This is a genomic window from Senegalia massiliensis, assembly GCF_009911265.1.
Lineage (GTDB): Bacteria > Bacillota > Clostridia > Tissierellales > SIT17 > Anaeromonas > Anaeromonas massiliensis_A.
The window spans coordinates 19,719-45,872 of record NZ_QXXA01000017.1 but is presented as its reverse complement, the minus strand read 5'-3'; the positions used below and the strand labels follow the sequence as shown (position 1 = coordinate 45,872).

The window sequence follows — 26,154 nt, the reverse complement described above, 5'->3', positions numbered from 1 at the left end:
CATATCCCAAATAAATATTATCTTTTATAAGTTTGATTTAACTTTCTATAGAACTTTTTTACCTTTCTAATAAGATTTCTACAATTACTACTTAATTAATAGATAATATCTACTAATTTATGCTACAATACGTATATTATTATTAAACCTTTAAGCCCTATATAATGGGAAAAAGGAATTATTCGTGTTAAACTCTTTTTCTCTTCTTCGAATTTCAACTAGCTCTTTATATTTATTCTTATTCCAGATTTTTTTTCCTACATAGAAATCAAATTCTGTATTCTTGCCAAATTTTCTTTTATTTTTTAATAATTTGTCAGCTTCAGCATTTGTTCTTCCACCACCATGGTGAATATAATCATAATTATTTTCTTTTCCCCAAAGTGCAGTTGCATATTCTAATATACATCCTGCAGATAAATATAAATATTCATCCAAACTTCCCAGTAAATGTGCATGAATTAATCCACTAGAGATAAGATAAATTTCACTTGCAATTATTTTATTTTCATATATTAATTCCACTAACAATAATTCATCTTTAAAATGTATTAATATATCATCAAAGTATTGATCATCAAAATAATAATAATCAACTGCATTATTTCTATCCATTGTTTCATAATACAACTTCTTAAATGTATCTAAATTAGTAGGAGATTTTTTTATTTTATATAGCACACCCTTATTAAAGGCTCTTCTTATTTCCTTCCTACATCCTTTTTTAAATTCACTTTTTATTGGATCATCATAATTTTTTAGATTAGTTCCTATTGTTTTTCTTAAATATTCAACTTCATATATTTCCATAAAATCTTTTGCGTTATTATTTATAGGATGAAATCTAATAAATTCACTAACCACATTATTTTTAAAACAAAATTTTTTAAATTCCTTATAATAGCCCTTTATTAATTCATCTTTCTTAGATTCATCATTACAACTTACAATTATCGGTCCTCCATATCCATAAGGGGTTATTAAATCATAGTATTTTTCACCATTTGTATTTATTGGAATTTCTCTTTTTAAAAATATATTTTTAATAGAACCCATTTTCGAATTATATTCAAATATTTCCAATGTTCCATTCTCAATTTTCTCATAAAGTTTTCCATATTTCTTTGTAAAATACACGTCATTATATTTCATTTTTACTCCCCCTTATGCTTATTTCTTCAACCATCAAATTCTCATTAAATTAACTTTTATAGGCAATAAAAAATATAGACCTTTTTGTTGTCTATCTTTTTCTTTAGTCCATCTCTATTCCTCAGTAGTTACATTTTTTATTTACTTATACTAAAAGATGCTTTTCTTATATGGTATTTTCTAAGAATTTTTTTAGGTATCATCATTACAACTAGAGGTTTTAATGCGAATATTCTCTGTAAATAAGGTATTTTTAATCTACTACATGCAATTAATCTAGCTTTCGTTTCTGCCATTCTGAATTTTTTCTTTTTTCTGTTATAAGAGTTTTTATTTTCCCTAAAATATATCAATGGTTCCTGAATATTTTGAAAAACAAAGTTTTTTTCAAGTAGTTTAAGCCACAAATCATAATCTTCAAGTCTCTTTCTAGTTAGTTCATTATCAGAATATCCGTCCACTTGAAGCAATGTACTTTTTTTCATTATTACAGTGGGATGAATAAAAGGTGCCCCTAAAACCATAGATTTACTACTTGGGTATTTTTCAGGCTGGCGAAGTCCCCATACTCCTGAATCATCAAAAATATATGCACCTGCCCCACAAACATCACAATTGCTAATTTTCATATATTTTAATTGCTTTTCAATTCTATTACTTACCATGATGTCATCACCATCATGCCTCATGATATACTCTCCCATAGCATGTTCTAAACAATTATTTAATGTTTTTGGTAGCCTTAAATTTTCAGAATTTTTAATAACTTTAATCCTATTATCCTTATTTGAATATTCTTTTGCAATTCTATAAGTAGCATCACTAGAACCATCATCACACATAATTAGTTCCCAATTTTTATAAGTTTGATTAATTATAGAATCAATTGTGTCACTTAATGTTTTTTCACAGTTATAAATACCCATTATTATTGAAACATCTACCTTCATAAAAATCACTACTTTCCTGTTAATTTTTATATATAACAAAATTCATTTCCAATTAGAATACACCTAATATGGGATGACTTGACTGTAATTTAAACTATTTGAATAGGTCAGAAGATAATTTCTCATTCTAATAATAAAAAGATTATGTTTTCTTTTTCACTTCATAGAAGAAAGCGCCTAAATAAAACCAATACATTCTAGCATTGTCCAGTGAAAGAGCTAATGAGCCAATTAATAAAATAACTATTATATCCCTAAGAATTAAAATATTATTTTTACTTTTATTTTTTATAGTTCTACTTTTACAAATATTTATAAATATATAAGCATAGTATATAAATGCTAAAACAAACCCATATTCAGCAAACAACTGAATATAAGTATTATGCGCATCTTGAAAATATCCTAATGTTTTTTCCATAAAATTATAATAATTACCAACCCCCACACCTAATATTGGAGATTTTTTAATTATGTGTATTCCACCCATAATGGCCTCTTTTCTACCTGAGCCTTCTCCTCCTATTGCAGAATTAAAGTCTGTAAATATTACTTTTACTCTATTAAAAATTGGCATAATATTACCAATATACTCTAACATATATTGAAATATGTTTATTAATATTGGTAATGACAGAATTAACAAAGCAACAAATAAGATTATTAGAATAATTTTTTTAAAAGATTTTTTTGTTACAATAATATATTCAAATAATCTAAGACCAAAATATATTATAAATGTTAAAAAACCTGTTTTAGAACCTGATAACAATATAGAAGCAACAACTATTGTTATGATAATAATTCTATAAATCTTTTTTATACTAATATTTCTTGTGAAATATGCTAAGGTAGTGACTTGTAATACAGCAAAAAAGTTTGGGTCTATCATAATTCCTCTAAATCTTACATCACCAAAATAAAATATTTTATTTAAGCTTCCTAAATTAATAAACAAAGAAATTATTCCAATACTACCGATTATTACTCCAGCAATGGAATACCACTTCAGCATGCTTTCTATTAGCTTAGATTTACAAATAGAGTACCCTAATATAAAATATAAAAATACTATAGATAATTTTATATATCCCTCAATAATACCTGATGGATTTGGTTCAATATTCATAGTAATAGGAATAAATATAAATGATGTTAATAATCCAACTATAACAAGTAAACAACCATATATTAAATGAGCACCATTTAATATTATTTTATTTCTAGAAATAAAATAATATAAAATAATTGGAAATAATAGATCAGATAATGAAATATTAGCGCCGAAGTCTTTATTCCCATGGTGAAAAAAGATTACCATTAAAATCAATAATATTTCTATAGTTTTTTTTTAGAGTTATAAAAAATATTTTCCTCGTAAGATGTGTTTATTTTAACTGAATTGTTCATAATATATCTCCTTCATATCATTAAGTATGTTTTCAAGTGAATAATATTTAATTAATTCTAAACTTCTTTTACCAAATTTATTTCTAAGAGATTCTGATTGAAATAATTCATTAACTTTATTTTTAAATTGAGTAGTGTTATTAATTCCTATAATAAATCCATTTTCGCCATCATTTACAAGATCACTATTGCCTCTACAATCTGTAACAATTAATGGCAATCCAGTAGCCATTCCTTCCATAACATTTACAGGCAACCCTTCACGCCTAGAGGATGAAACTGCAATGTCTGATAACATCATTAAATTATTGATGTCTTTTCTAAAACCTAATAACTTAATATAATCATTAATATTTAAATCATTAATTTGTTTTTTATACTGTTCATATAATGGTCCCATGCCTGCTAATAATAGTTTAATATTGGGCATTTTATTCTTTAATAGATTCACTCCATTAATTAGTAAATCTTGATGTTTTCCATAGTTAAGCTCTCCAGCAAATATTAAAATAAAATCATCAGGTTTATATCCATATTTTTTTCGTAATTCTTGCTTTCTTTCTATTGTTTGTGAAATAAATTTATTTAAATCTATACCAACACCATTCACTAACTTTATTGATTTAGTCTTAAAATTATTTTTAGCTAATTTATAATCTTCTTCATTTATAGTAATTAGAGTATCTGTATGTTTTGACAACCATTTTTCTATAGGATAATATAGCAGCCAGTTTTTAAGTGGTGCTCCTTTAAAAAAATGGAAACCATGTGCTGTGTATAAAACCTTAGTCTTTCTCTTTCTAGATCGTATTGCTGCTATTCGAGTTAATACTCCGCCTACAGGTGTATGGCAATGAATCAAGTTATAACTGTTACTATTAATAATCTTTTTAAGCTTATTATATGATTTCAAGTTATCTAATTTAAATGGTGATCTAGAAAATGGAATATTATATTTAATGTCTGCATATGGTATATTAAAATTACCATTGGATGCTACATGAACCTCAACCCCCTGCTCTTTAAACCATTTTAGATATGGTGTATGAAAAGCTAATATATGTTCATCGATAGTAGCTACAAATAAAACCTTTTTCATAACTTATCACCTCATATAGTTATAAGACCTATGGTTTAATATATGTTTAATATATGTGTAATATCAATATTTAGTTACTAAAAAAAGAAGATACTTATAAGTACCTTCTTTTAATATATTTAAAAAACACTTTCACTTCTTCAATTCTTAAAATATAACATAAAAATATATAAATAATAGCACCTATTAAAATAATAATTAGTAATGTTATCAATCTAAATATAAAGTTATAATTCATATAGTCTAATGAATTATAGGTAAAATAAACAATTACGCCCATTATGCTTGCAGATAATCCTAATTTCATTAAAAATTTAGAATAAAATTTAATACTAAAGCTTCCTATTTTTTTTCTTAAACTAATAATAAGTAGCATTGCACCAAATATTTCAGCTATACTTGTAGCTAGTGCTAATCCTAGATGTGCCATAAATCTCACTAAAGCTAAATTTAATATAATATTTACCACTACAGTTAGTATTCCATTTATCATTGGAGTTTTAGTATCCTTAAAGGAATAAAATGTTTTATCAAGTATGTTTCTGATACTAATCCCAACTAATCCAATTGAATAAAACACCAATGCTAATGAAGTCATTTTAGTTGCATTACTATCAAAGGCACCTCTTTCATAAAATAATATTATAAGAGGCTTAGAAAGTATCATAATTCCTATAGTTGTAGGTATAATTACTATCAATATTATATTTATACTTTTCTTTAAAATAATTTTTATGGATTTTATATTTTTCTTCATAAATTCTTTGGAGAGTATAGGATATATTACTGTAGTAATTCCTATTACAAATATATTTAATATTAAAGAATTTATTATATTAGAATAATTTAAAGATGATATACTTCCATTTACTAGTTCTGAAGCTAATGTTTTATCTACAACAGTATTAATTTTATTTACCATAGATCCTAATATTACTGGTATAATCATATAGAAAGTATTCTTTACATATTCATCTTTAGACTTTATTTTCATTTTATAAGAATATTTAATTTTATAAGCTGAGTATAATTGCAACAATAATTGAGTTAACATTGCAATAACTGAAGCTACCATCAATCCTTCTGTACCAAATGACTGAGAAAAAAATATTAAAAATATAATAAATATTACATTAGAAGGTATCCCTATAGCAGCATTAATATTAAATTTTTGATTTCCCTGTAAAAATCCAGAAAAAATACTATTACAAGCTGTTAAAATAATAATAGGTACTCCTATTTTAGTTAATTTTACTGCCAATATAAATTGTTCTCCCTCAAAGCCCTTAGCCAATAATTTTATAAGTATTGGTGAAATAAACCAAGTTGTTATAGAAATAGCTAGAGAAAATAAAATAGTTATATTTACAATACTATTCATATAGTTATTTATATTTGTGTTACACTTTAAACTATTAGAAGAATTATGTGTTATTTTAGTAGTATGTAACCTCTCTCCTGACATATTTGAAATTATCGGGATTAAAGTGATAGTTAATGAGTATCCAATAACCCCAATTATAAAATTACAAGCGGTATTAGCTACAAAATATGCATCAGTTTCAATTCCTGAGCCAAATTTTGTAGCTATTAGTACTTCTCTTAAAAATCCTAACAACTTACTTAATAAAGTAAATATCATGATTGTCATAGCAGATTTTGCTACTGTTTTTGTTTGGTACATTCTTAAACTCCTTTAAGATTTAATTTAAGAACTTTCTATTTATTTTTATCATCATCTGAAGCAGTCCTCTCAGTCTGTAAATCTGTGAAAATTTCCTTATCTTCAGTAATTACATCTTCTCTTTTAATTACTTTTCCAATAGTCTTTAATATAATTTTTATATCTAATATAAAGGAAATATTTTTAACATATTCCACATCTAAACTTAATCTAGTATTCCAATCAATATTATTCCGTCCATTTATTTGTGCTAAACCTGATAAACCAGGCCTAAGTGAATGCCTTAATTTTTCAATTTCAGTATAATAAGGCAAATATTCCTCTAATAATGGCCTTGGCCCTACTATGCTCATATCACCTCTAAGAATATTAAATAATTCAGGTAATTCATCAAGACTAGTAGATCGTAGTAAAACTCCAAACTTTGTTAGTCTTGTACTATCTGGTAGTAGTTCACCATAATTATTCTTTTCATCTGTCATTGTTCTAAACTTATACATAGTAAAAAGTTTCTCATCCAACCCTGGCCTCTTTTGCTTAAATATTATTGGACTTCCAAGATTTATTTTAACTAATAAACCTACAATTACAAGCACAGGACTTAAAAGAATAATAGCCATCAAAGCCAAAATAAAATCCATTAATCTTTTTATAAATTTTCTATATATACTACTTTTATTCTGATGACCTTTCATTTATCACAAACCCCTTTAGAATCTTATAAATTCTTCAATTACTTTATCTACTGATTTTTATATCAAATGAAATATACATACTATTTTAATTCTATAAATAACCTACAAAGGTCCATTACCTTATTAAAATATGAATATAATTATAAAGTGTTACTTTCACTTTGATTATCAGTTTATAGTTTTCTTAAAGTAATTTTAGACAATAAAAAAAGTACTAGTAATATAATCTATGCATATTACTAGTACTATAAGAATTTATTTTTATGTTTCTTCATTATTTTCCTTAATTAATTTTCTTTTAATTTCTTTTACTATCTTTTAAATTCATCAATCCTTCTGGATAACATGACCATATAGTTTGTTCTAATAAATATTTTTTATTATATTTTATTGCATATGTTCTAAATACATTTAATGGCACACTTAAAGCTATACTTTCATTTCTATATTTATTTAATAAATCTAAACTAAACTTCTTTTCTTGTTTAGATAATTCATAGGAAAAATATCCAAATATATGCATAAGAGCATTTATATAATTGGTTTTCTTAGGTAAGTCTTTCAAAGCTTTCCCTAAATTAAATTTATAATTTTTAAAAATAGTTTCTATATCTAATTTATCATGGTTTGCTACAATTCTGCCTAATTCTTTTAATATTTCTGGATTATGAGCCATTAATAAATATTTATTCTTACTATGAAAATCTACTAAAGATTTCATTGTTCTTTCTTTTTCTACTATTTTAAATCTATTCATAGTATATAGATGTGCAAGAAAATGCTCTCTGATTTTAAAATTTGTAAGTCTTCCTTCTCCTTCAATAGCTAAATAAGGATATTTTTTCAATACTTCTTTTGCAAATATTCCATCCCCTTTCCTAAGTACATTAGGGTTTTTTTTACCATCATAAATTTTAGTGTCTTTTATTCCACAAGATGGAGATCTTCCTTTAAGTAAAAATCCATCTACATCTTTTAAAGAGCTTAAAAAGTCATCAGTAAACTTTTTCATTTTATTTGTATATTCATTTTTAGTTTCTGGTTGAAAAAGAGTTATTTCATTATCTTCCAATACTAATCTAATAGACTTTCTAGGAATTCCAAGTCCTATCTCAACTTCTGGACAGACTGTTATATAATGTACATACTCTCCTAATTTATCTACAAAATCATCTTGTATTACCTGACCATTATATCTACATTTAGAAAATCCTAAACATTTACTTACTACAACTTTTGGCTTATGAAACATATATATATCCTCCTATATAGAAAATTAAGAGCTGGTTTATTTTCAGCTCTTAATTTTCTTACATATTATTCAGATCTTTCTTAAATTTTTCAATACCTATTCTATCTATCATAAAACCCAATTTTTCACCCATCTCAGCATTATCTTTATAATAAATGAATAATTTATCAATTAAATCTAAAATTTCATTTTCTGTCAAATCTTTTTTTATTATGTCTGCCATTCTTGGGTTAAATCCACCAGATCCACCTGCAGTGAGAGTAAGTAAACCATTAAAATCTGTCATTACTCCTATATCTTTACTATAAACACTTCCACATGCATTTCTACAGCCTGCTACACCTATCTTTGTCCTACAAGGCATATCCTGCTTTTGGTATTTTCTATATAATTTCATTCCAAGACCAATTGTATTATATTTCATTCTCTTACAAAACCCTGCTGGACACATTTCTACATTTTTTACTGAATTTTGAGATAAAACTGCTGGTTCCATATCAAGTTCTTCCCAAATAGCAGGTAAGTCTTCTTCAAATAAATTTGTTATAAGTATTCTTTGACCTGAAGTAAGCTTAATTATCCCATTATATTTTTTAGCAACACGTGTTATCTTCTCTAATTTCTCTACAGTTATAAACCCACCTGGAATATCTGGAGTAATTGCATATTTTCTTATTCCACCTACAATTCTTTGTAAGTTACCATAATGTTTTCCCATAAAACTCTCCTTCTTAACAATTTTATTTAATTACAGCTATAACTAATATTTCATTCATTTCACTAAATATAATAATATCTTTTTATTTCTATTAAAAATACCCTATCATTTGTTTATAAATTAATTATATAAAAAAATATATTTTATATCAATTAACTATAATATTTCTTTTATTCTACCTACAATACCACTTTCTAATCTTACTTTTATACCATGATGATGTTTTCTTGAATTAGTTAAAATATCTTTTACAATTCCTTCAGTAAGTTTTCCAGTTTTTTGATCTTGTTTTTGAACAACCTTTACTTTTATTCCTTTTTTTACATTGTCTCTTATGGTACCATTCATAATTTTTCACATCCTATATATTATTAATTAATAAATCAACATATTTCTTTTTCAATTTATATTCTTTACTAAATATTTTCATTATATCATTTTTTAAATAAAATAAAAAACTACCAGAAATTTTCTGATAGTTTTCTACATATTCTTTAAAGAGTAAATAACCAAACTCCAAGTCCTATAAACAATATTCCCCAAATAACAAAGAATGTAACTGTACCCTTTTCACCTAACAGCTTTTTAAATAATTTAATCTTTGTCATATTCCAAATTGAATTTGGTTTTTTTATTGCTATATATAATACAAATAAAGCATATACTATTGCAAGTAGTCCTAAAAGTGGATAAATATTCATATAAATTCCTCCCTTTATTTTATTCAAGCCCTTTCCTTATTTTTTTATGAAGAGCTAAATATACTACAAAAGAAATAATTAAGACTATAGCAGAATAAATCAATATTTGTGACCAATTACCTGTTCCACTTAAAACTAGTTTATTTCCTTTATAAGACCAATAAAATGGTATCCAGTAAAAAAAATTCTGCCATTTATCTGATAATAATTCTATAGCTAATACTGAACCTATCAGTGGTAAAAACAGTACTTTTATACTTGCTGCTGCACTCATTACATCACTATTATTGATACCTTGAATAAAACCTAAAAGTAAGCTTATAATTGAACCTACTAAAATCATTGTTAACAATTGCAAATAATTAATATCAGTAAATCCTGTAATTAAAACCACTGAAAGAGAACCAAATATTACAAAAGATATACCGATTATACTTTTACCTAAAATAAATTGATTCCTTGTGGTAGGGGTTACATTTATGGCACTTGTTGTATTATCTGTTTTTTCTTCTACTATATTAAAAGATATTAACATACCACCGAGAACTGCAATTAAAAGCAACACTCCGTTTACTAAAGTTTGTTTTAATGGTGGAACTTCTTTTCCTAAATCAATTAATTCTACATTTGTATCTTCTATATTTACATCTAATTCATAAAGAGAATTTAATGTTTTAGCAAGATCTATTAATTCTTGTGGCTCATCTCCTTCTGGCATTATATAATAGTCGTTACCATCAGGAATTATACCAATTATATTGTCCCTTTCACGTACTCTTTTTTCTATATCCTCTTTTGTTTTAAAGGTTTCTACATTTGCAAAGTCTTTAAAGAATCTAATTTGACTTTCATTTTGTTCTTTTAAAAGAGCTAAATTTACAGTAGTATCTTCTATCCCTGGAGCAAATATGTTTATTCCTATTGCTATTATTATAGGAAATAATATTAAATATAGTGATAAAAAATTCCTTTTATTAACTTTTAAATCTCGTTTAAAGATATTCCATATTTTCTTAATCATAATATCCCCCTTTCTTTTAAACTGTAAGCGTAGATTTATATCTTCTATTAGCTAGTGTAAATAATACTATACCTAATAATAAGAAACCTAAAGAAGCTAACAATACATATCTTATATCTTGATTCTCTAAAATAATCTCTTTAAAAACTGCTATCATATGATAAGTAGGAAAAAATTTCATCCAACCTGGATTCCAAGAAGGTATCATATTAGCAATAGCTGGTAATATTAATATTATAATAATTATATAAATAGTACCAAATGCTTGCATTATATTATCATAAAAGCTTGCTATTAATAACCCTAATGATGAGGAAAATAATGTTGTTGCTATTAAAAATAATATCATTAAAAAATAATTTGCTCTTAAACCCATAACAGGTATAACCATTATTAAACTAGTCACTAAAGTAGTTAATAAAAGGACCATTGTCTTACTTAAAAGATACTCTTTTACACTAGATGCTGTAACTGCATAAGCTTTTATTACACCTTCATCTTTATCTAGAAATACATATGCTGCTATTATAAAAAGTCCCATTAAACTTCCATTAAAAGTTAAAAATGTAGGAAGTAAATTTTCTCTATCAGTTAATTTTTCTTCACCTATAGATAAAGGTCTGATATCTTGATTATCTATACTTTCTCTTAAAGCCTCTGTGTTTTCTACATTGCTTATTAGATATAAATTTTTAAGTTTTTCTTTTTCATAACCTTGAATATAATATTCATAATGTAGTTTATTGTCTTTCATATTAACTACCACACCAAATTTTTGGTCCTTTTCTGATATATCTCTGATTTGTTGTTCACTATTTAATATATATATTTCTTTATCGCTAGTTTCATAAATATCTGCCTCTATTTCCTTATCATCTATTCCAATCTTTTTTACTTCCTTTTTATTATCTAAATCTAATTGTTTTATACCACCTATATAATTCTCTCTTATGTTATCAGGTAAATTTAAATAAATATACTCTTCACTCTTTGAACTAAAATTTTCAGGCACTACTGTTAGAACTATTACAAGAAGTAATATTGCTATGAAAATTTCTATATAAATATAAAACCCACGAAAAGCTAACTTCATTTCCTTTAGAAAGCTATGCCATAATTTCATTTTACTTTAGCTCCCTTCCTGTAACTTTTATAAAGATTTCTTCAAGTGTAGCTTCTTTTGTATGCATTGTTTGTATTTGATAATTTTCAATTATATTTTTAATAGAATTTTTATCTTTATCTAAAATAGTTGAAAAAGTTTCTGTGATTATCTCTTTTTCTTTTATATATTCAACTTCTACAAGTTTTTCTCCATATTGTAATTTTAAGTTTTTAGGTGAATCTATTAATTTTATTTCACCGTCTACAATAAATGCTACTCTATCACAAAGCTCATCTGCTATAAACATATTATGAGTAGTTAAAAATATTGTAACTCCTTCTTTGTTTTTTTGCTTTATAATATCTTTTATATTTGAAGCTATAGCAGGATCAAGGCCAGTTGTAGGCTCATCTAAAAACCAAAGTTCAGGATTATTTATCATAGATCTTGCAAATGTTAATCTATGTTTCATTCCCTTTGAAAAATCTCCTGCTCTAATATTTTCTTTACCGTCTAATCCTACTAGTTTAAGTAATTTCATACTATCTACAGTTTTTACGTCAAATAATTTACTATAAAAGTCTAGATTTTCTTTTGCTGTAAGTTTACTATATACATTTGATTGTTCAAAACTCATTCCTATTTTATTAAACATTTTTGATGAAATATTCTTTATATCGTATCCTGCAACTTCAACTTCACCTTTTTGTAATTGTAAAAGTCCTGTAAGAATACCTTGAGTAGTTGATTTTCCTGCTCCAGATGGACCTAAAAATCCAAATATTTCACCTTTATCCACATTAAAACTTACATTCTTTACTGAATAATTATCATCTTTATTGTATGAATGATATAAATTTTTTACACTAATCAACTATATTACCCCCTTTTAAATACTTAAGTTTGTTTAATACTATTATTTATAAAAAGATTTTCTAAATATTTCAATATATTCATCTACTTCCTTTTCAATGATTTTATAATTTATTTTTTCATTAGAATTTCTAATCTCTAAAATTTTTTGCTCACCATATTTTTCAAATGTCCAATTTATTATAGTAAAAGCCTTTTGTTTATCAATATCATCTCTAAATAAAGAAAAATCAATATTTTGAGTATATATCTTATCTATTAAACCTAAAGAATATTTATCACTTAATTTTTTCATGTCTTCAACTGATGCATTTTCAAATATTCTTGAAAAAAAATTAAACAAATAAGGATATCTATCACTCATTTTAAGCTTTATGATTCCAACTTGTTTTAATCTTAATAAAAAATCTTTTTCATCCCAATTAATGTTACTTTCTATATTCTCTATTGTTTTTTTTATGCTAAATTCTTTTAAAAATTCATAAAGTTTTTGTTTTGTTCCAAAATAATGATATAGTAATCCTTTAGATATTTGAGCTCTCTTTACAATATTATTTGTTGAAGCCTTTTCAAAATTGTTCTTACTAAACTCTTCTAATGCGCTATTTATTATTCTATCTCTTTTTTCTATATCAATTTTCTCTAATATTGTTTCCATATTATTATTCATCCTTTTGTTTTATATTGACTTTACTGGTCAGTTTAATTATAGCATACTCTGACTATATTGGTCAATAAAATTTTAAGTTTTATATTTTCTTTATATGTGGTAATATATATGTAGGTATTCAGTAAACTTTAGGAGGTTTTTTAATGTTAGTTACAGTAGATGATATGTTGAAAAAAGCACATAAGGAAGGATATGCTGTAGGACACTTTAATATAAATAATTTAGAGTGGACTAAGGCTGTATTACTTACAGCACAAGAAAATAGTTCTCCAGTAATTTTAGGTGTATCTGAAGGTGCAGGAAAATATATGGGGGGATTTAAAACTGTAGTAGGTATGGTAAATGGTATGCTTGAAGAGTTAAATATAACTGTTCCTGTAGCACTTCACTTAGATCATGGTAGCTATGAAGGTGCACAAAAAGCTATGGATGCTGGATTTTCATCTGTAATGTTTGATGGTTCTCATTATGATATAGATGAAAATATAGAAAAAACAAAAGAAATTATAAGAATTGCACAATCTAAAGGAATTTCAGTTGAAGCAGAAGTAGGTTCAATTGGTGGTGAAGAAGATGGTGTTATAGGTTCTGGTGAAGTAGCTGATCCTAATGAATGTAAAACTATTGCTGACTTAGGTGTATCTATACTTGCGGCTGGAATTGGTAATATACATGGTAAATATCCTGAAAATTGGAAAGGTCTAGATTTCGATGTATTAAAACAAATTGATGATATTACAAATGATGTTCCTTTAGTATTACATGGTGGAACAGGTATTCCTGAAGATATGGTTAAAAAGGCTATAAGTCTTGGAGTTGCAAAAATAAACGTAAATACTGAATGTCAATGGGCATTTGCAGCTGAAACTCGTAAATATATTGAAGAAGGAAAAGATTTAGAAGGTAAAGGATTTGATCCTAGAAAACTTCTCGCTCCTGGTACAGAAGCTGTTAAAGAAATAGTAAAAGAAAAAATGGAGCTTTTTGGTTCAATAAATAAAGCTTAAATAATAAAGGATGTATGATTTTCATACATCCTTTATTATTTGTTACTAACTATACATTCCATTAGCCTGCATATAATTATATATCTTTTCACCATGTTCTTGTTCTTCTTTTTGAATGTGATTTAATGCTTTTCTTACATTAGTATCTTTACATTCAAATATCGTTGTATTATATGTGCTTGAAACATATTTTTCTGTTGAAAGTAAATCTTGACATAAATCAGCATCTTGCTGATTATTCATATTATTACCGCTAAATTGTGTTATTTTATTTTGTGAATTATTAGAATTACTTTGTGAGTTTACATTTGGTACTTGACCATTTAATATTTGATTTACAGTATTTAAATGCTCTCTCTCTTGAGATGCCAATTCATTAAAAAGCTGTTTTAATTCTGGGTCTCCAGCTTCATTTGCATATTTTGTATATTTCTTAATACACATTTCTTCATGACTTTTTTGATCTTGTAATAATGTCTGTTCTTTTTGGGTTAAACTTAGCATATAAAATACACCTCCTTAAACTTATTTTTCCTATGTTTTAAAACTTTATTCATAAGTAAAATAGTTTAAATATTAAATTTACATAAGAGGTGAAAATGCTCTTAGTATTGATCTGCCTAATCTTCTATGAAGCTTAATATCAGTTGCTTCTTCATAAGTAATTTCCTTACAAAGCTCTAGTGTATCTAAAAAATCTTTTTTCATATCATAAACGCTGTCTGTTTTATACATCCATACTCCACATTCAAAATGTAAATATAAACTTCTATAATCCATATTAATTGTACTTACTACTCCATAATTATCATCAACAACAAAATTTTTAGAATGAATAAACCCAGGAATATATTCATATATTTTTATTCCTTTTTCAATAAGCAATTTATAAAAAGAACGTGTAACTGCATGAACATACCATTTATCAGGATTATGAGGTGTAATAATCTTCACATCTATTCCAGCTTTTGCAGCAGAAGTAAGAGCTACTACCATTTCATTGTCTATAATTAAATATGGTGTAGTAATATATATGTAATCTTTTGCTTTATTTATTAAATTAAGATATGTTATCTCACCAACAGTTTCATCATCTAATGGATTATCAGTAAAGGGTTGTATATATCCTTTTTGTTTCTTATAATCAATATGTACTTTTTCTTTTTTAAATTTATTAAAATCTTCATCTATTCCTTTCATATAATCCCACATAGATAAAAACATTACAGTAAGAGACCATACAGCATCTCCTTTAAGCATAATAGCTGAATCTTTCCAATGTCCAAATCTATCAATAACATTTATATATTCATCTGCTAGATTTATTCCACCTGTAAAACCAGTATGACCATCTATTATTGCTATTTTTCTATGATCTCTATTGTTAAGTTTTGGCGATAAAACTGGTATAAGTGGATTGAAAATTGCACACTTTATGCCCATACTTTCTAATTTTTTATCATATCCATAAGGCAAAGTTAATACACACCCAAAGTCATCATATATTATTCTAATATCTATACCTTCTGATGCTTTTTCCTTTAATATTTCTAATATTTCATCCCACATCTTTCCTTCAGAAATAATAAAGTACTCTAAAAATATAAATTCTTTAGCTTTTTTTAATTCTTCCTTTAATCTTTTAAACTTTAGCTCACCAATAGGAAAATATTCAGTGAAGGTATCTTTAAAAGGTGGTCCATAAGCAGAATTTTGTAAATAACTAGATTGATTCATTGCATCTTTATCAATTAATTCTATTTCTTTTAATATATCTCTATCAGGTGGTAAACATTGTTTCATTTTATGTTCTATAAATTTCATCCTTTTTTTATCTCTTTTATTTACTTTATTGCCGCCAAAAAATATATAAAATAATCCTCCAAATATAGGAAATAATAATATAGGTATTATCCAAGCTATTTTATAAGCAGGATTTATTGGGTCGTTTATTATAAATAATACGACTCCTATACTAATTATAATGCTAATTGCATAAAAGAGCACAAAATAATCTTGAAATTTCAATGTTGCCCATATAAGAGCAAAAAGCTGTGCCAATATAGAGATACCTATGACTAATATCCTATTTAATAAAATCTTTTTAATAAATTTCATTTTTTACCTCTCTTATATTTAAATAATTAAAAGTCTATTTTATTATACCATATGATTTAGATTATTTATTAAAAACTTATAATATGCTATCAGTTTTTAATAGTCTGTACCTTTATTGAATTTTACTATTTTAAACTTTATACTTTCACTAAAATTAACCCCTAATACTCCTCCAATTATAAAAATGGATCCTATAATATGATAATAATATAAATGCTCATTTAAAAATATAACTCCTGCAAAGATAGATATAACCGTCGCTAAATTAGCAAATACACTCATTTTTGAAGCTTCAATATTTGATAATACATAATTATTAATAAGCGATGAAACCAAAGAAGATAATACTCCAAGATATACTACAGAAATAGTGAAATCAATATTTGTAAATGGGGTAAAATAATTTAATAAATCATTTGACATTATATGTTTTACTATAGCAATAATATTATATATTATAAAACTAATAGATATCATCACAAAGCTTATTTCCATATTTGAAAAGTTCTTATTAAGTACTCTACCAACTACATTATATGATGCAATTGATATTGCTGATAAAAGTAAAAGTACCACTCCTAAAATATTATTAAAATCAAATGTTACACCTTTCATAATAGTTATATAAACAACTCCAGATACAGATAAAATAATGAATATTTTTTGACTTAATGTACTTTTTTCTTTTAAAAAATAAGAAGCTAATAGTAATGTAAATATTGGTGATGATGCTAACAATATTCCTCCTTCAACTGAAGTAGCATACTGGAGTCCTGTTGTCTGGAGTCCAAAATATAATAATGGATTAAAAAGTGCAAGGGGTAATATTTTTTTGATTTTTTCTTTTGTTAAATTCACTTTTATAAAGCCAAATAATATGCCTATTAAAAGTCCTAAAAATGCTGAAGTAAACCTATGGGCTAATATATCTATAGGTTCTGAAGTTTCAAGAGCAACTTTATTAAAAAAATAAGATAGTCCTGTAATTATAGAAAATATTACAGCTGCTAAATATACTATTTTATTTTTTATCATTATAAAAATTTCCTAATTCTTTTGCTTTTATAGGTAAATATGAATTATATATAGGAATTGGAGTAAATTTAAATCTACTATATTTATGCATTTTATCAATCTTATTTTTTATACCTTTATCATCTATTTTCCCTTCTCTTATATAACGATTTAAAGTGTCATAACTAAATCCTAGTACATCTTCATCTGTTTTTTTTGTAAGTCCATCTTCTGGAGTTTTAATAATAAATTTCTCTGGAATTCCTATATATCTACCTACTTGTATAACTTCATCAGTTGTAAGAGTTGCAAGAGGTGAAAATGCTCCTGTAGTATCTCCATAAACTGTGGCATACCCTACCCAATCTTCAGATAAATTACTTGTATTTATTACCCTACCATTATATATAGATTGACTTATAGCATAAAGTAAAGTCATACGAATTCTTGGAGGTAAATTTAATTTTGTTTGTTCCGATATATTATCTATAAAATCACCTTTTGTATCTTCTAAAACTTCATAAAAACTTTTCATCATAGGAGTAATAGATACTTCTTTATATTTTATACCCAAAAAATCACATATTTCATGAGAATAATTTATATCATATTGCACTTCATGAGGCATTAAAATTCCTAACACATTCTCTTTTCCCAATGCTCTTACACATAGTCCTGCAACCACAGAGCTATCTTTTCCACCTGATATACCAATTATAGCTTTTTCTCCACCAGTACTACTCATCATTTCTCTTATCCATTTCACTAAATCATTAGTTAATAATTTTAATTTGTCATTGCTTAACTTCATATTTATTCTCTCTCTTTCATATAAGATTTTGTATTATTTTTTAGCTATTATTATTAAAGGAAATGAATCTATAGGTTCATAATTACTTTGAGTAAAATCTCCATAAAAATTAATACTAGAAAATCCTACTTCCTTTAATAGTCCTTTTATTTCTTCAGATGTTATTGGATGTAATAATACATTGTTTTCAAAAGTGCTATTATTTACTTTTAATATGGTTTTAAAATTTATTTTATGTTCTTGCTCTAAATATTCATAATATCTTTCAAATACTAAACTTTCTTCATTATTTTTTATAGTTGGTAGTCTTTTAATATTTTTTTCTAATATTCTATCGTAATTAACTATTTGTATTAATAATTTCCCATTTTCATTTAAAGAATTTTTAACTGAATACAAAAACTTTTTTATCATTTCATTATTTTCTAAATGAACTATAGAATTACCAATACTAAAAATTAAATCGAACTTTTTATTTAACTTTTCTATATCTAGCATATTTAAAACTTTTGCATCTATCTTTTTATCTTTTTCTTTTAATTTATTTATCATTTCATTGTCTAAATCAATAGCAGTTACATTATATCCATTATCACTTAATTTTTTTGAATATAAACCACTACCACTGGCCACATCTAAAATGTCTTTTGAATTGTTTCCAGCCAAATCATTTATTAAGTTTAATTTCTCTACTGATAAAGGAAAAATATAATCATAATATCTAGCTATTTCTGCATAAAATTTTGACATACAATTACCTCCACTATAAACTTTTAAAAAAGCTTATTAATTTATTAACTGATTCTTCAGTAGTTGCCCATGATGTTACAAATCGTACTGCACTATTGTCTTTATCTACTCTTGCCTCAATTGAATATAAAAATTCCTTTGATAAATTTTCTAATATGTCGTTTGATAATATAGGAAATAATTGATTTGTCATAGGTGGTGCATAAAAATTATAGCCTAGATTTTCTAGTGAATTTGCTATTTTTTCTGCCATTTTATTAGCATGATTTGCTAGGGAAAAAAATAGGTCATCTTCAAATAATGTTTCAAATTGAATCCCAGCTACAAAACCTTTAGCCATAAGAGCTCCTCTTTGTTTAATAAGATATCTAAAATCTTCTTTTAATTCATCTTTACATATAACTAAAGCTTCACCAAGTAATGCTCCATTTTTAGTTCCTCCTATATAAAAAGCATCTACCAAATTAGATATTTCTTTTGAAGATAAATCATTTTCTTTGCAAGTAAGAGCAGAACCAAGGCGTGCTCCATCTAAAAATAATAACAAATTATTTTCATTACATATTTTCTTTATATCATTTAATTCTCTTTTTGTATATATAGTACCCAACTCTGTAGAATTAGATATATATACCATTTTAGGTTTTACCATATGCTCATCACTATGATAATCCAAAGCTTTTTTAATAGATTCTATACTTAATTTTCCATTTTTAGATTCCATAGCAATTACCTTATGTCCTGTAGTCTCAATAGCACCTGTCTCATGTACATTAATATGTCCAGTATCAGCAGCTATTACAGCTTCATGAGGTCTTAAAAAACTTGATATTGCAAGCAAGTTAGTTTGTGTTCCACCTGGTATAAAATGAATATCCACATTATCATTTTGAATGAATTTTATTATATGTTTTTTTGCTTTTTCACTATGTTTATCTTGTCCATATCCTATGTTTTGCTCTAAATTATATTTAGTAAGATTTTCTAATATTTTTGGATGAGCACCTTCACTATAATCATTCATAAAACTATACATTTTCATTCCTCCAATACTTTTTATAATTTTCCTGTCACTGAATATAAATTATCATTTATATTAATAATTTCCAAATCCTTAAAACCTATATAGAATAATTTATCCTTTAACCATTCCTGAGATACTCTATGTTCTAATGATGGACCAATATCCATTTTGATTTTTTTCCACTCAATTATTGAAATTCTACCGTTACTCTGTAATACTCTCTTTAAATCATTAAAAAATTTATCCTTATTATCAATTTCATGAAGAACATTACTTATAAAAATATAATTTACACTATTATCTTTTAATTCTGATATTTCTCCTTTTATAACCTGAATATTATCTATATCCTTATTATTTATTTTTTCTTCTACATCTTGAAGCATATCTTGTGATATATCAATAGCATAAACCTTCCCTGTACTCTTAACTATATCTGAAGCTGGAAATGTGAAATATCCTATTCCACAACCAATATCGGCAATATAGTCTCCTTCTTTTAAATATAATTTTTCCAAAGTTTCTTTTGGTGGTAAAGATCTTCTTCTATCAATATTATCTAATTTTTTCTTATTTTTTGGATTAAATTTATATGACATAGTATTCTCCTTTTAAAATTATTTTGAGTTAACTATAATAAATATATTATAACATAATGAAAATATCCTTAAACAATTGTTTAAGGATATTTGAATTTTCAAGTTATTTATCTTCTAAAAATGTTTCAGCAACTGATTTTGCAGCAGTTCCTAATTCTACTTCATATTCTAATTTATATAGGGCCATTTCTAATGCACCCATTATTCCATATACTTCTACATGGTGAAGAGATCCTAAATGCCCAATTCTAAATATTTTTTCCCTTAGCTTTTTAAGCCCACCACCAATTATTATATTGTAATCTTCGCTTAACACTCTAGCTAAATCAATATATTTAATTCCTTTCGGTAAAAATATGGCTGTAACTGTATTTGAAGCATCTTTATCCCTTGCAAGTAATTTAAGTCCCATTGCTTTAGATGAATTTCTAATAGCAGTAGTCATGAGTCCATGTCTATTCCATACATTTTCTAATCCTTCATCTAAAAGCATATCTATAGATTCTTTTAAGCCAAATAATAATGAAGTTGAAGGTGTATATGGGAATTGATTTCCTTTCATTCTTTCTTTTACTGCTTTAAAGTCCCAATACCATTTACTCATAGTAGATTTTTCTATTAAGTCCCATGCTCTTTTACTAATTGATACTATACCAAGTCCTGGTGGTAACATAAGTCCTTTTTGTGATGAAGATACAACTACATCTAAGTTCCAGCCATCTGTTTCAAGCTCTAAGGAGGCAAGAGAACTTATTGCATCTACAACAATTAATGCTGGATGATTTAATTCTTTTATAATTTCAGAAATGCTTTTAATATCATTTTTAACTCCTGTTGATGTTTCATTATGTGGTAAACATATTGCTTTTATTTCTTTATCTTTATCATTTTCTAGAACCTTTTTTATATCACTTTTAGTTACAGCTTCTCCCCATTCTTTTTCTATTGGTATTATATTTAAGTCATGACTCTCTGCAATTGAATCCATTCTATCGCTAAATACACCTAATTTAACTATAGCTATTGTATCTCCTCTAGAAAATAAATTAACTATAGAAGCTTCTAATATTCCACTTCCTGAACTTGGAAATATCAAAATATCATTTTCTGTCCTATAGATCTTTTTTAATCCTTTTACACAATAATCTACCAATTTTTCAAATTCTTTTCCTCTATGATTCAATAATGGCTTAGATAAACTTCTAAGAATTCTATCTGGTACATTTGTTGGACCTGGTATTTGTAAATATTTTCTTCTTTCCATTTTACTCCCTCCAATCTATATGTCATTTATTATTTTTCTAACCACCTTTATAACTTGTTCTATTTCTTTTTCTCCAACTCCTAAATGAGTAACCATCCTAAATCTATCATCCGATATTCTTTTTGCTTTAATTTTATTTTCTTTTAACTTATCTAAAAATTCATTTATAGTTATTGGTAACCCTCTTACTGAAGCTGTTAATATTGATGTATGGATATTATCTACATTTACATCTAATCCTTCTATTCCCGCTAACCTTTCCCCTAATAATTTTGCATTTTTATTATCTTCTTTTAATCTAGGTATCATTGTTTCAAGTGCCACTATAGCAGGAGCTGCTAAAAATCCAATTTGTCTAAATCCCCCTCCTAATCTTTGTTTTATCCACCTTGCTTTTTCTATAAACTTTCTATCTCCAGCAAGTATTGCTCCAAAAGGTGCACAAAGTCCTTTTGTAAGGGCAAACATTACTGCATCTACATTCTTCACTATATCTTTAACCTCTATATCTAAAGCTACTGCTGCATTAAAAATTCTAGCTCCATCCATATAAACTGGTATATCATGTTTTTTTCCTAATTTACATACTTCATTTATATTTTCTATAGGTACAATAAAACCTGCATTTAAGTTATTTGTGTTTTCAATGCAAATAAGTCCTGTTTTTGCATTTTGAATTCCTTTATTTTGAATTAAATTTTCCATTTTATCTATATCATAATATCCATTTTCTACATCTATAGGTCTAGTTTGAACCTGAGAAATTGCTGCAAGGGCTCCTACTTCCAAATTATATATATGAGAAGTATTACCAACAATCACTTCTTCCCCTCTGTTTGTAAATGTCATGACGGCTATCTGATTTGCAAGTGTTCCAGAAGTTACAAATAAAGCATCTTCTTTACCTAAAATGTCAGCCGATATTTTTTCAAGCTTTTTTACAGTAGGATCATCTCCTAATATATCATCTCCTACTTCTGCATTATACATTGCATCTCTCATAGATTGAGTAGGTTGAGTAACAGTATCAGACCGTAAATCAATATAATTATTCATTAATTTCTCCTTTTTTAATATTATTAATATATCTTACTTATATTTTATTCGATAATTATGACCTTAATCAAGCTATATTAAATAAAAAGCCAGAAATTTTTTCTGACTTTCAAGTTATTTTTAATGTTTTTAATATTTTTATATAAGTTTTTAAACCAGTTAACAATATTTTTTCATCAAAGTTGAATTTAGAACTATGAAGAGGATAATCATAACCTTTAATTTCATTTTTTGAACCTAATAAAAAGAAAAAACCTGCTATTTTCTCTTGATAGTAAGAAAAATCTTCAGATATCATAAGGGGTTCCATTTCTATTACCTCTTTACTACTTAAAGATTTCTTAACTATATTATATAAATACTTATCATTTATAACTGGGGGATAAAAATCTCTTATTTGCGTATCAATATTAATATGATACATTAGTTCAATCCCTTTATTTATTTCATGAATTCTACTTTTAATTTTATTATAAATATCTAAATTAAAGGCTCTTATTGTTCCTTCTAATTTAATTTTACCAGCAATTATATTTCTAGCACTGCCTCCTGAAATTTTACCAATAGTTAATACTGCAGTTTCATTGGGATCTATATTTCTACTTATAATACTTTGATAAGATTGTATTAATAAACTAGATATATATATACCATCAATTCCTAAGTGTGGCATAGCACCATGACTATTTTTAGAATTAATAAAAATATCAAATTCACCACTTTGAGCCATTATAGGTCCTGAAGCAATACCAATTTTACCTTCTTTTATTTCCGGGAAAATATGTAACCCAAAAATATACTTAACATTATATTTATCTAAAATACCTTCATTTACAATAATATTTGCTCCACCAGGTCCTTCTTCTGCTGGCTGAAATATTAATAATATATCTTTATTTATATTATTTAATCTTGATAAAAACATTGCTAACCCAAGTAAAACAGCCATATGTCCATCATGACCACATGCATGCATTCTTCCTGGATGTTCTGAAGAGAAATCTATTTCTGAGTCTTCATTAATCATCAACCCATCCATATCTGCTCTAAATGCTATAGCTTCACCAGTTGTTTTGCCTTTAATAAATGCTATAATTCCTGTTTTTGCAGTAATCTCTACCTCATACCCAAATTCTTTTAGTTTTGATTTTATAAATGATGATGTTTTAAATTCTTTAAACCCTATTTCTGGAATCTGATGAAGGTACTTTCTTACTTTTATCATCTCTTTATTTATTTCTTTATATAAAATGTCCTCATATTCTTTCACTGATTATCACCTCAAATATATCTAAAAATTCATCTATTTCTTTAGTATCTATATTTAGTGGAGGTAATAATCTAATTACTGTTTCATTTGTAATATTAATAATTAATTTTTGCTCCAATGCTTTTTCTTTTATAATAAAGGCATATTTACCTACATCAATACCAATCATCAAACCTTTACCTCTTATATCTTTAATTATATCTGGATATTTGTATTTAAGTATATATAGTTTATTCAATAAATAATTACTTTTTCTTCTTAAACTTTTTTTAAAGTCTTTTTCTAATACTTTATTTACTACAACTTCGCCACTCGCACAAGAAACAGGATTGCCACCAAATGTACTGCCATGGTCTCCTTTACTTAGAATATCTTCCACTTTTTTGCTTACAAGGACGGCACCTAAAGGTAGTCCTCCACCTAATGATTTTGCAAGTGTAGTAATATGAGGTTTAATATCATGATAATTAGATGTTAATAACTCTCCTGTTCTACCTAATCCAGTTTGTATTTCATCAACAATAATTAAAAAATTATACTGCTTTGATAATTCATTTAAACACTTTACAAAAGAATTATCTATCTCTATTATACCTCCTTCTCCTTGTATAAGTTCAATAAATACAGCACATGTTTTCTCATTAACTTTTTGTTTTAAATCTTTAATATTGTTGTATGTAAAATAATCTATATTTGATAAAAGAGGTTGGAAACTTTTTTGATATTTTTCTTGTCCTGTTAAAGAAAGACTTCCTAGGGTTCTTCCATGAAAAGAATTATAAGCTGATAATATATGAGTTTTTCCTTTGTTAATAGAACTTCCAAATTTTCTAGCAATCTTTATTGCTGCTTCATTAGATTCTGTTCCTGAATTAGTAAAGAACACTTTAGATGCATAAGTATTTTCCACTAATAATTTAGCCAAGTTAACTACTGATTTGCTCACAAAATAATTTGAAAGATGTATGTAATCGGAACTTTGTTTTAATATAGCCTGAATAATTTTTTCATTGCTATTACCTATATTATTCACTGAGAGACCACTAAACATATCTAAATACTTATTACCATCTTTATCATATAAATATGAACCTTTTGATTTAACAATTTCTAAGTTTATTCTATTGTAAACATTTAAAATATACTTTTTATCTTCTTTAAAAATATTTTCCACTTTAATTACCTCTTAGGTCTTCTACAATTTGAACTTTTTCCAATGTCTTATGATCTTTGGTTTTTATCACCTTTGCAGGAGAACCAGCAACTACGGAGTTACTAGGTACATCTTTTGTAACTACAGATCCAGCAGCCACTACTGCCCCTTTTCCTATTTTAACACCTTCAAGTATTACTGCATTTGAACCAACTAATACATTATCTTCAATAATGACAGGTGTTTTGCTAGGTGGCTCTAATACTCCTGCTACTACTGCTCCAGCTCCTATGTGTACATTTTCCCCTATTATTCCTCTAGCACCTATTACTGCATTCATATCAATCATAGAACTCTTTCCAATCTCTGCTCCTATGTTAATAACTGATCCCATCATAATTACAACTTTTTCATCTATTCTAACTCCCTCTCGTATAATTGCCCCTGGTTCAATTCTGGCTTTAATATTTTTAATATCTAAAAGAGGAATAGCAGAATTTCTTCTGTCATTTTCAATATGATAGTCTTCTATTATATGTTTATTTTTTTCTATAAATTCACATATTTCTTTGTATTCACAAAAAATTATCCTTGAATTACCTTCTCCAAAATTTCTTAGATTTTTGAAATCAATATAATCTAGTTTTCCTTTTATATAAACTTTAACTGGTGTAGTCTTTTTTGATGATTTTATAAATTTAATAATTTCATTTGAATTAGTAAAATTTATTTCATTTTTCATAATTATTTCACCTCTT

27 protein-coding genes are annotated in these 26,154 nt (G+C 26.0%); 1 reads left to right on the top strand and 26 read right to left on the bottom strand.

Annotated features, from left to right (window positions below; all coding sequences use genetic code 11):
- Window positions 1–150: 150 nt before the first annotated feature.
- The 14 genes from D3Z33_RS14285 to D3Z33_RS14220 form a co-directional block, all read right to left on the bottom strand.
- Entirely contained in the window at window positions 151–1,152 is a 1,002-nt protein-coding gene (locus D3Z33_RS14285; protein WP_160198454.1) for a GNAT family N-acetyltransferase, read from the bottom strand.
- Window positions 1,153–1,289: 137 nt separating this feature from the next.
- Window positions 1,290–2,102 (bottom strand): glycosyltransferase family 2 protein, encoded by an 813-nt coding sequence (locus D3Z33_RS14280; protein ID WP_160198453.1) that lies wholly within the window; start codon window positions 2,100–2,102, stop codon window positions 1,290–1,292.
- Between the two features lie 142 nt (window positions 2,103–2,244).
- Window positions 2,245–3,423, bottom strand: a complete 1,179-nt coding sequence (locus D3Z33_RS14275; protein ID WP_160198452.1) for an O-antigen ligase family protein — start codon at window positions 3,421–3,423, stop codon at window positions 2,245–2,247.
- Window positions 3,424–3,495: 72 nt separating this feature from the next.
- A complete protein-coding gene (locus D3Z33_RS14270; protein WP_160198451.1) occupies window positions 3,496–4,611 on the bottom strand; it encodes a glycosyltransferase family 4 protein in 1,116 nt (371 codons plus the stop codon).
- Between the two features lie 94 nt (window positions 4,612–4,705).
- Window positions 4,706–6,295 (bottom strand): murein biosynthesis integral membrane protein MurJ, encoded by a 1,590-nt coding sequence (gene murJ, locus D3Z33_RS14265; RefSeq protein ID WP_160198450.1) that lies wholly within the window; start codon window positions 6,293–6,295, stop codon window positions 4,706–4,708.
- 35 nt (window positions 6,296–6,330) lie between these two features.
- Window positions 6,331–6,990, bottom strand: coding sequence for a sugar transferase (locus D3Z33_RS14260; protein ID WP_201750544.1), 660 nt, complete (start codon window positions 6,988–6,990; stop codon window positions 6,331–6,333).
- 298 nt (window positions 6,991–7,288) lie between these two features.
- The gene (locus D3Z33_RS14255) at window positions 7,289–8,242 is read right to left on the bottom strand and encodes a YbgA family protein (RefSeq protein ID WP_160198449.1); all 954 of its coding nucleotides are present in this window, start codon (window positions 8,240–8,242) and stop codon (window positions 7,289–7,291) included.
- 58 nt (window positions 8,243–8,300) lie between these two features.
- Window positions 8,301–8,960 carry an NAD(P)/FAD-dependent oxidoreductase gene (locus D3Z33_RS14250; RefSeq protein ID WP_160198448.1) on the bottom strand — a complete coding sequence of 220 codons (660 nt, stop codon included), beginning with the start codon at window positions 8,958–8,960 and terminating at the stop codon, window positions 8,301–8,303.
- A 156-nt stretch (window positions 8,961–9,116) separates the two neighbouring features.
- Entirely contained in the window at window positions 9,117–9,308 is a 192-nt protein-coding gene (locus tag D3Z33_RS14245) for a YwbE family protein (RefSeq protein ID WP_160198447.1), read from the bottom strand.
- A 146-nt stretch (window positions 9,309–9,454) separates the two neighbouring features.
- A complete protein-coding gene (locus tag D3Z33_RS14240; RefSeq protein ID WP_160198446.1) occupies window positions 9,455–9,661 on the bottom strand; it encodes a hypothetical protein in 207 nt (68 codons plus the stop codon).
- Window positions 9,662–9,680: 19 nt separating this feature from the next.
- Window positions 9,681–10,682, bottom strand: a complete 1,002-nt coding sequence (locus D3Z33_RS14235; protein WP_160198445.1) for an ABC transporter permease — start codon at window positions 10,680–10,682, stop codon at window positions 9,681–9,683.
- Window positions 10,683–10,698: 16 nt separating this feature from the next.
- On the bottom strand, window positions 10,699–11,805 hold the full coding sequence (locus D3Z33_RS14230) for an ABC transporter permease (RefSeq protein ID WP_160198444.1): 1,107 nt from the start codon (window positions 11,803–11,805) through the stop codon (window positions 10,699–10,701).
- Between the two features lies 1 nt (window position 11,806).
- Entirely contained in the window at window positions 11,807–12,661 is an 855-nt protein-coding gene (locus D3Z33_RS14225) for an ABC transporter ATP-binding protein (protein WP_160198443.1), read from the bottom strand.
- A 42-nt stretch (window positions 12,662–12,703) separates the two neighbouring features.
- Entirely contained in the window at window positions 12,704–13,318 is a 615-nt protein-coding gene (locus tag D3Z33_RS14220; RefSeq protein WP_160198442.1) for a TetR/AcrR family transcriptional regulator, read from the bottom strand.
- 155 nt (window positions 13,319–13,473) lie between these two features.
- Between D3Z33_RS14220 and fba the strand changes: the two genes are divergently transcribed.
- Entirely contained in the window at window positions 13,474–14,337 is an 864-nt protein-coding gene (gene fba, locus D3Z33_RS14215; protein WP_160198441.1) for a class II fructose-1,6-bisphosphate aldolase, read from the top strand.
- Window positions 14,338–14,382: 45 nt separating this feature from the next.
- On the opposite strand, the gene D3Z33_RS14210 is transcribed toward fba, so the two are convergent.
- The 12 genes from D3Z33_RS14210 to dapD all read right to left on the bottom strand — a co-directional run bounded on the left by D3Z33_RS14210 (window position 14,383) and on the right by dapD (window position 26,138).
- On the bottom strand, window positions 14,383–14,841 hold the full coding sequence (locus D3Z33_RS14210) for a spore coat protein (protein ID WP_160198440.1): 459 nt from the start codon (window positions 14,839–14,841) through the stop codon (window positions 14,383–14,385).
- A gap of 78 nt (window positions 14,842–14,919) precedes the next feature.
- Window positions 14,920–16,455: a cardiolipin synthase gene (cls, locus tag D3Z33_RS14205; protein WP_160198439.1), complete on the bottom strand. Its 1,536-nt coding sequence runs from the start codon at window positions 16,453–16,455 to the stop codon at window positions 14,920–14,922.
- A gap of 96 nt (window positions 16,456–16,551) precedes the next feature.
- A complete protein-coding gene (locus D3Z33_RS14200) occupies window positions 16,552–17,490 on the bottom strand; it encodes a DMT family transporter (protein ID WP_160198438.1) in 939 nt (312 codons plus the stop codon).
- On the bottom strand, window positions 17,477–18,280 hold the full coding sequence (gene nadE / locus D3Z33_RS14195; protein WP_160198437.1) for an NAD(+) synthase: 804 nt from the start codon (window positions 18,278–18,280) through the stop codon (window positions 17,477–17,479). Before nadE ends, D3Z33_RS14200 begins: the two co-directional genes overlap by 14 nt.
- 33 nt (window positions 18,281–18,313) lie before the next feature.
- Window positions 18,314–19,030: a class I SAM-dependent DNA methyltransferase gene (locus tag D3Z33_RS14190; protein ID WP_160198436.1), complete on the bottom strand. Its 717-nt coding sequence runs from the start codon at window positions 19,028–19,030 to the stop codon at window positions 18,314–18,316.
- 13 nt (window positions 19,031–19,043) lie between these two features.
- Window positions 19,044–20,066 (bottom strand): threonine aldolase family protein, encoded by a 1,023-nt coding sequence (locus D3Z33_RS14185; protein ID WP_160198435.1) that lies wholly within the window; start codon window positions 20,064–20,066, stop codon window positions 19,044–19,046.
- 20 nt (window positions 20,067–20,086) lie between these two features.
- Window positions 20,087–20,653 carry a class I SAM-dependent methyltransferase gene (locus D3Z33_RS14180; RefSeq protein WP_160198434.1) on the bottom strand — a complete coding sequence of 189 codons (567 nt, stop codon included), beginning with the start codon at window positions 20,651–20,653 and terminating at the stop codon, window positions 20,087–20,089.
- 103 nt (window positions 20,654–20,756) lie between these two features.
- Window positions 20,757–21,917 carry a pyridoxal-phosphate-dependent aminotransferase family protein gene (locus tag D3Z33_RS14175; protein ID WP_160198433.1) on the bottom strand — a complete coding sequence of 387 codons (1,161 nt, stop codon included), beginning with the start codon at window positions 21,915–21,917 and terminating at the stop codon, window positions 20,757–20,759.
- A gap of 15 nt (window positions 21,918–21,932) precedes the next feature.
- The gene (locus tag D3Z33_RS14170) at window positions 21,933–22,973 is read right to left on the bottom strand and encodes a threonine aldolase family protein (protein WP_160198432.1); all 1,041 of its coding nucleotides are present in this window, start codon (window positions 22,971–22,973) and stop codon (window positions 21,933–21,935) included.
- 109 nt (window positions 22,974–23,082) lie between these two features.
- On the bottom strand, window positions 23,083–24,243 hold the full coding sequence (locus D3Z33_RS14165) for a M20 metallopeptidase family protein (protein ID WP_347561286.1): 1,161 nt from the start codon (window positions 24,241–24,243) through the stop codon (window positions 23,083–23,085).
- Entirely contained in the window at window positions 24,230–25,417 is a 1,188-nt protein-coding gene (locus D3Z33_RS14160) for an acetylornithine/succinylornithine family transaminase (protein WP_160198431.1), read from the bottom strand. The genes D3Z33_RS14165 and D3Z33_RS14160 overlap by 14 nt, the downstream gene beginning before the upstream one ends.
- 1 nt (window position 25,418) lies before the next feature.
- Entirely contained in the window at window positions 25,419–26,138 is a 720-nt protein-coding gene (gene dapD / locus D3Z33_RS14155; protein ID WP_160198430.1) for a 2,3,4,5-tetrahydropyridine-2,6-dicarboxylate N-acetyltransferase, read from the bottom strand.
- Window positions 26,139–26,154 lie beyond the last annotated feature (16 nt).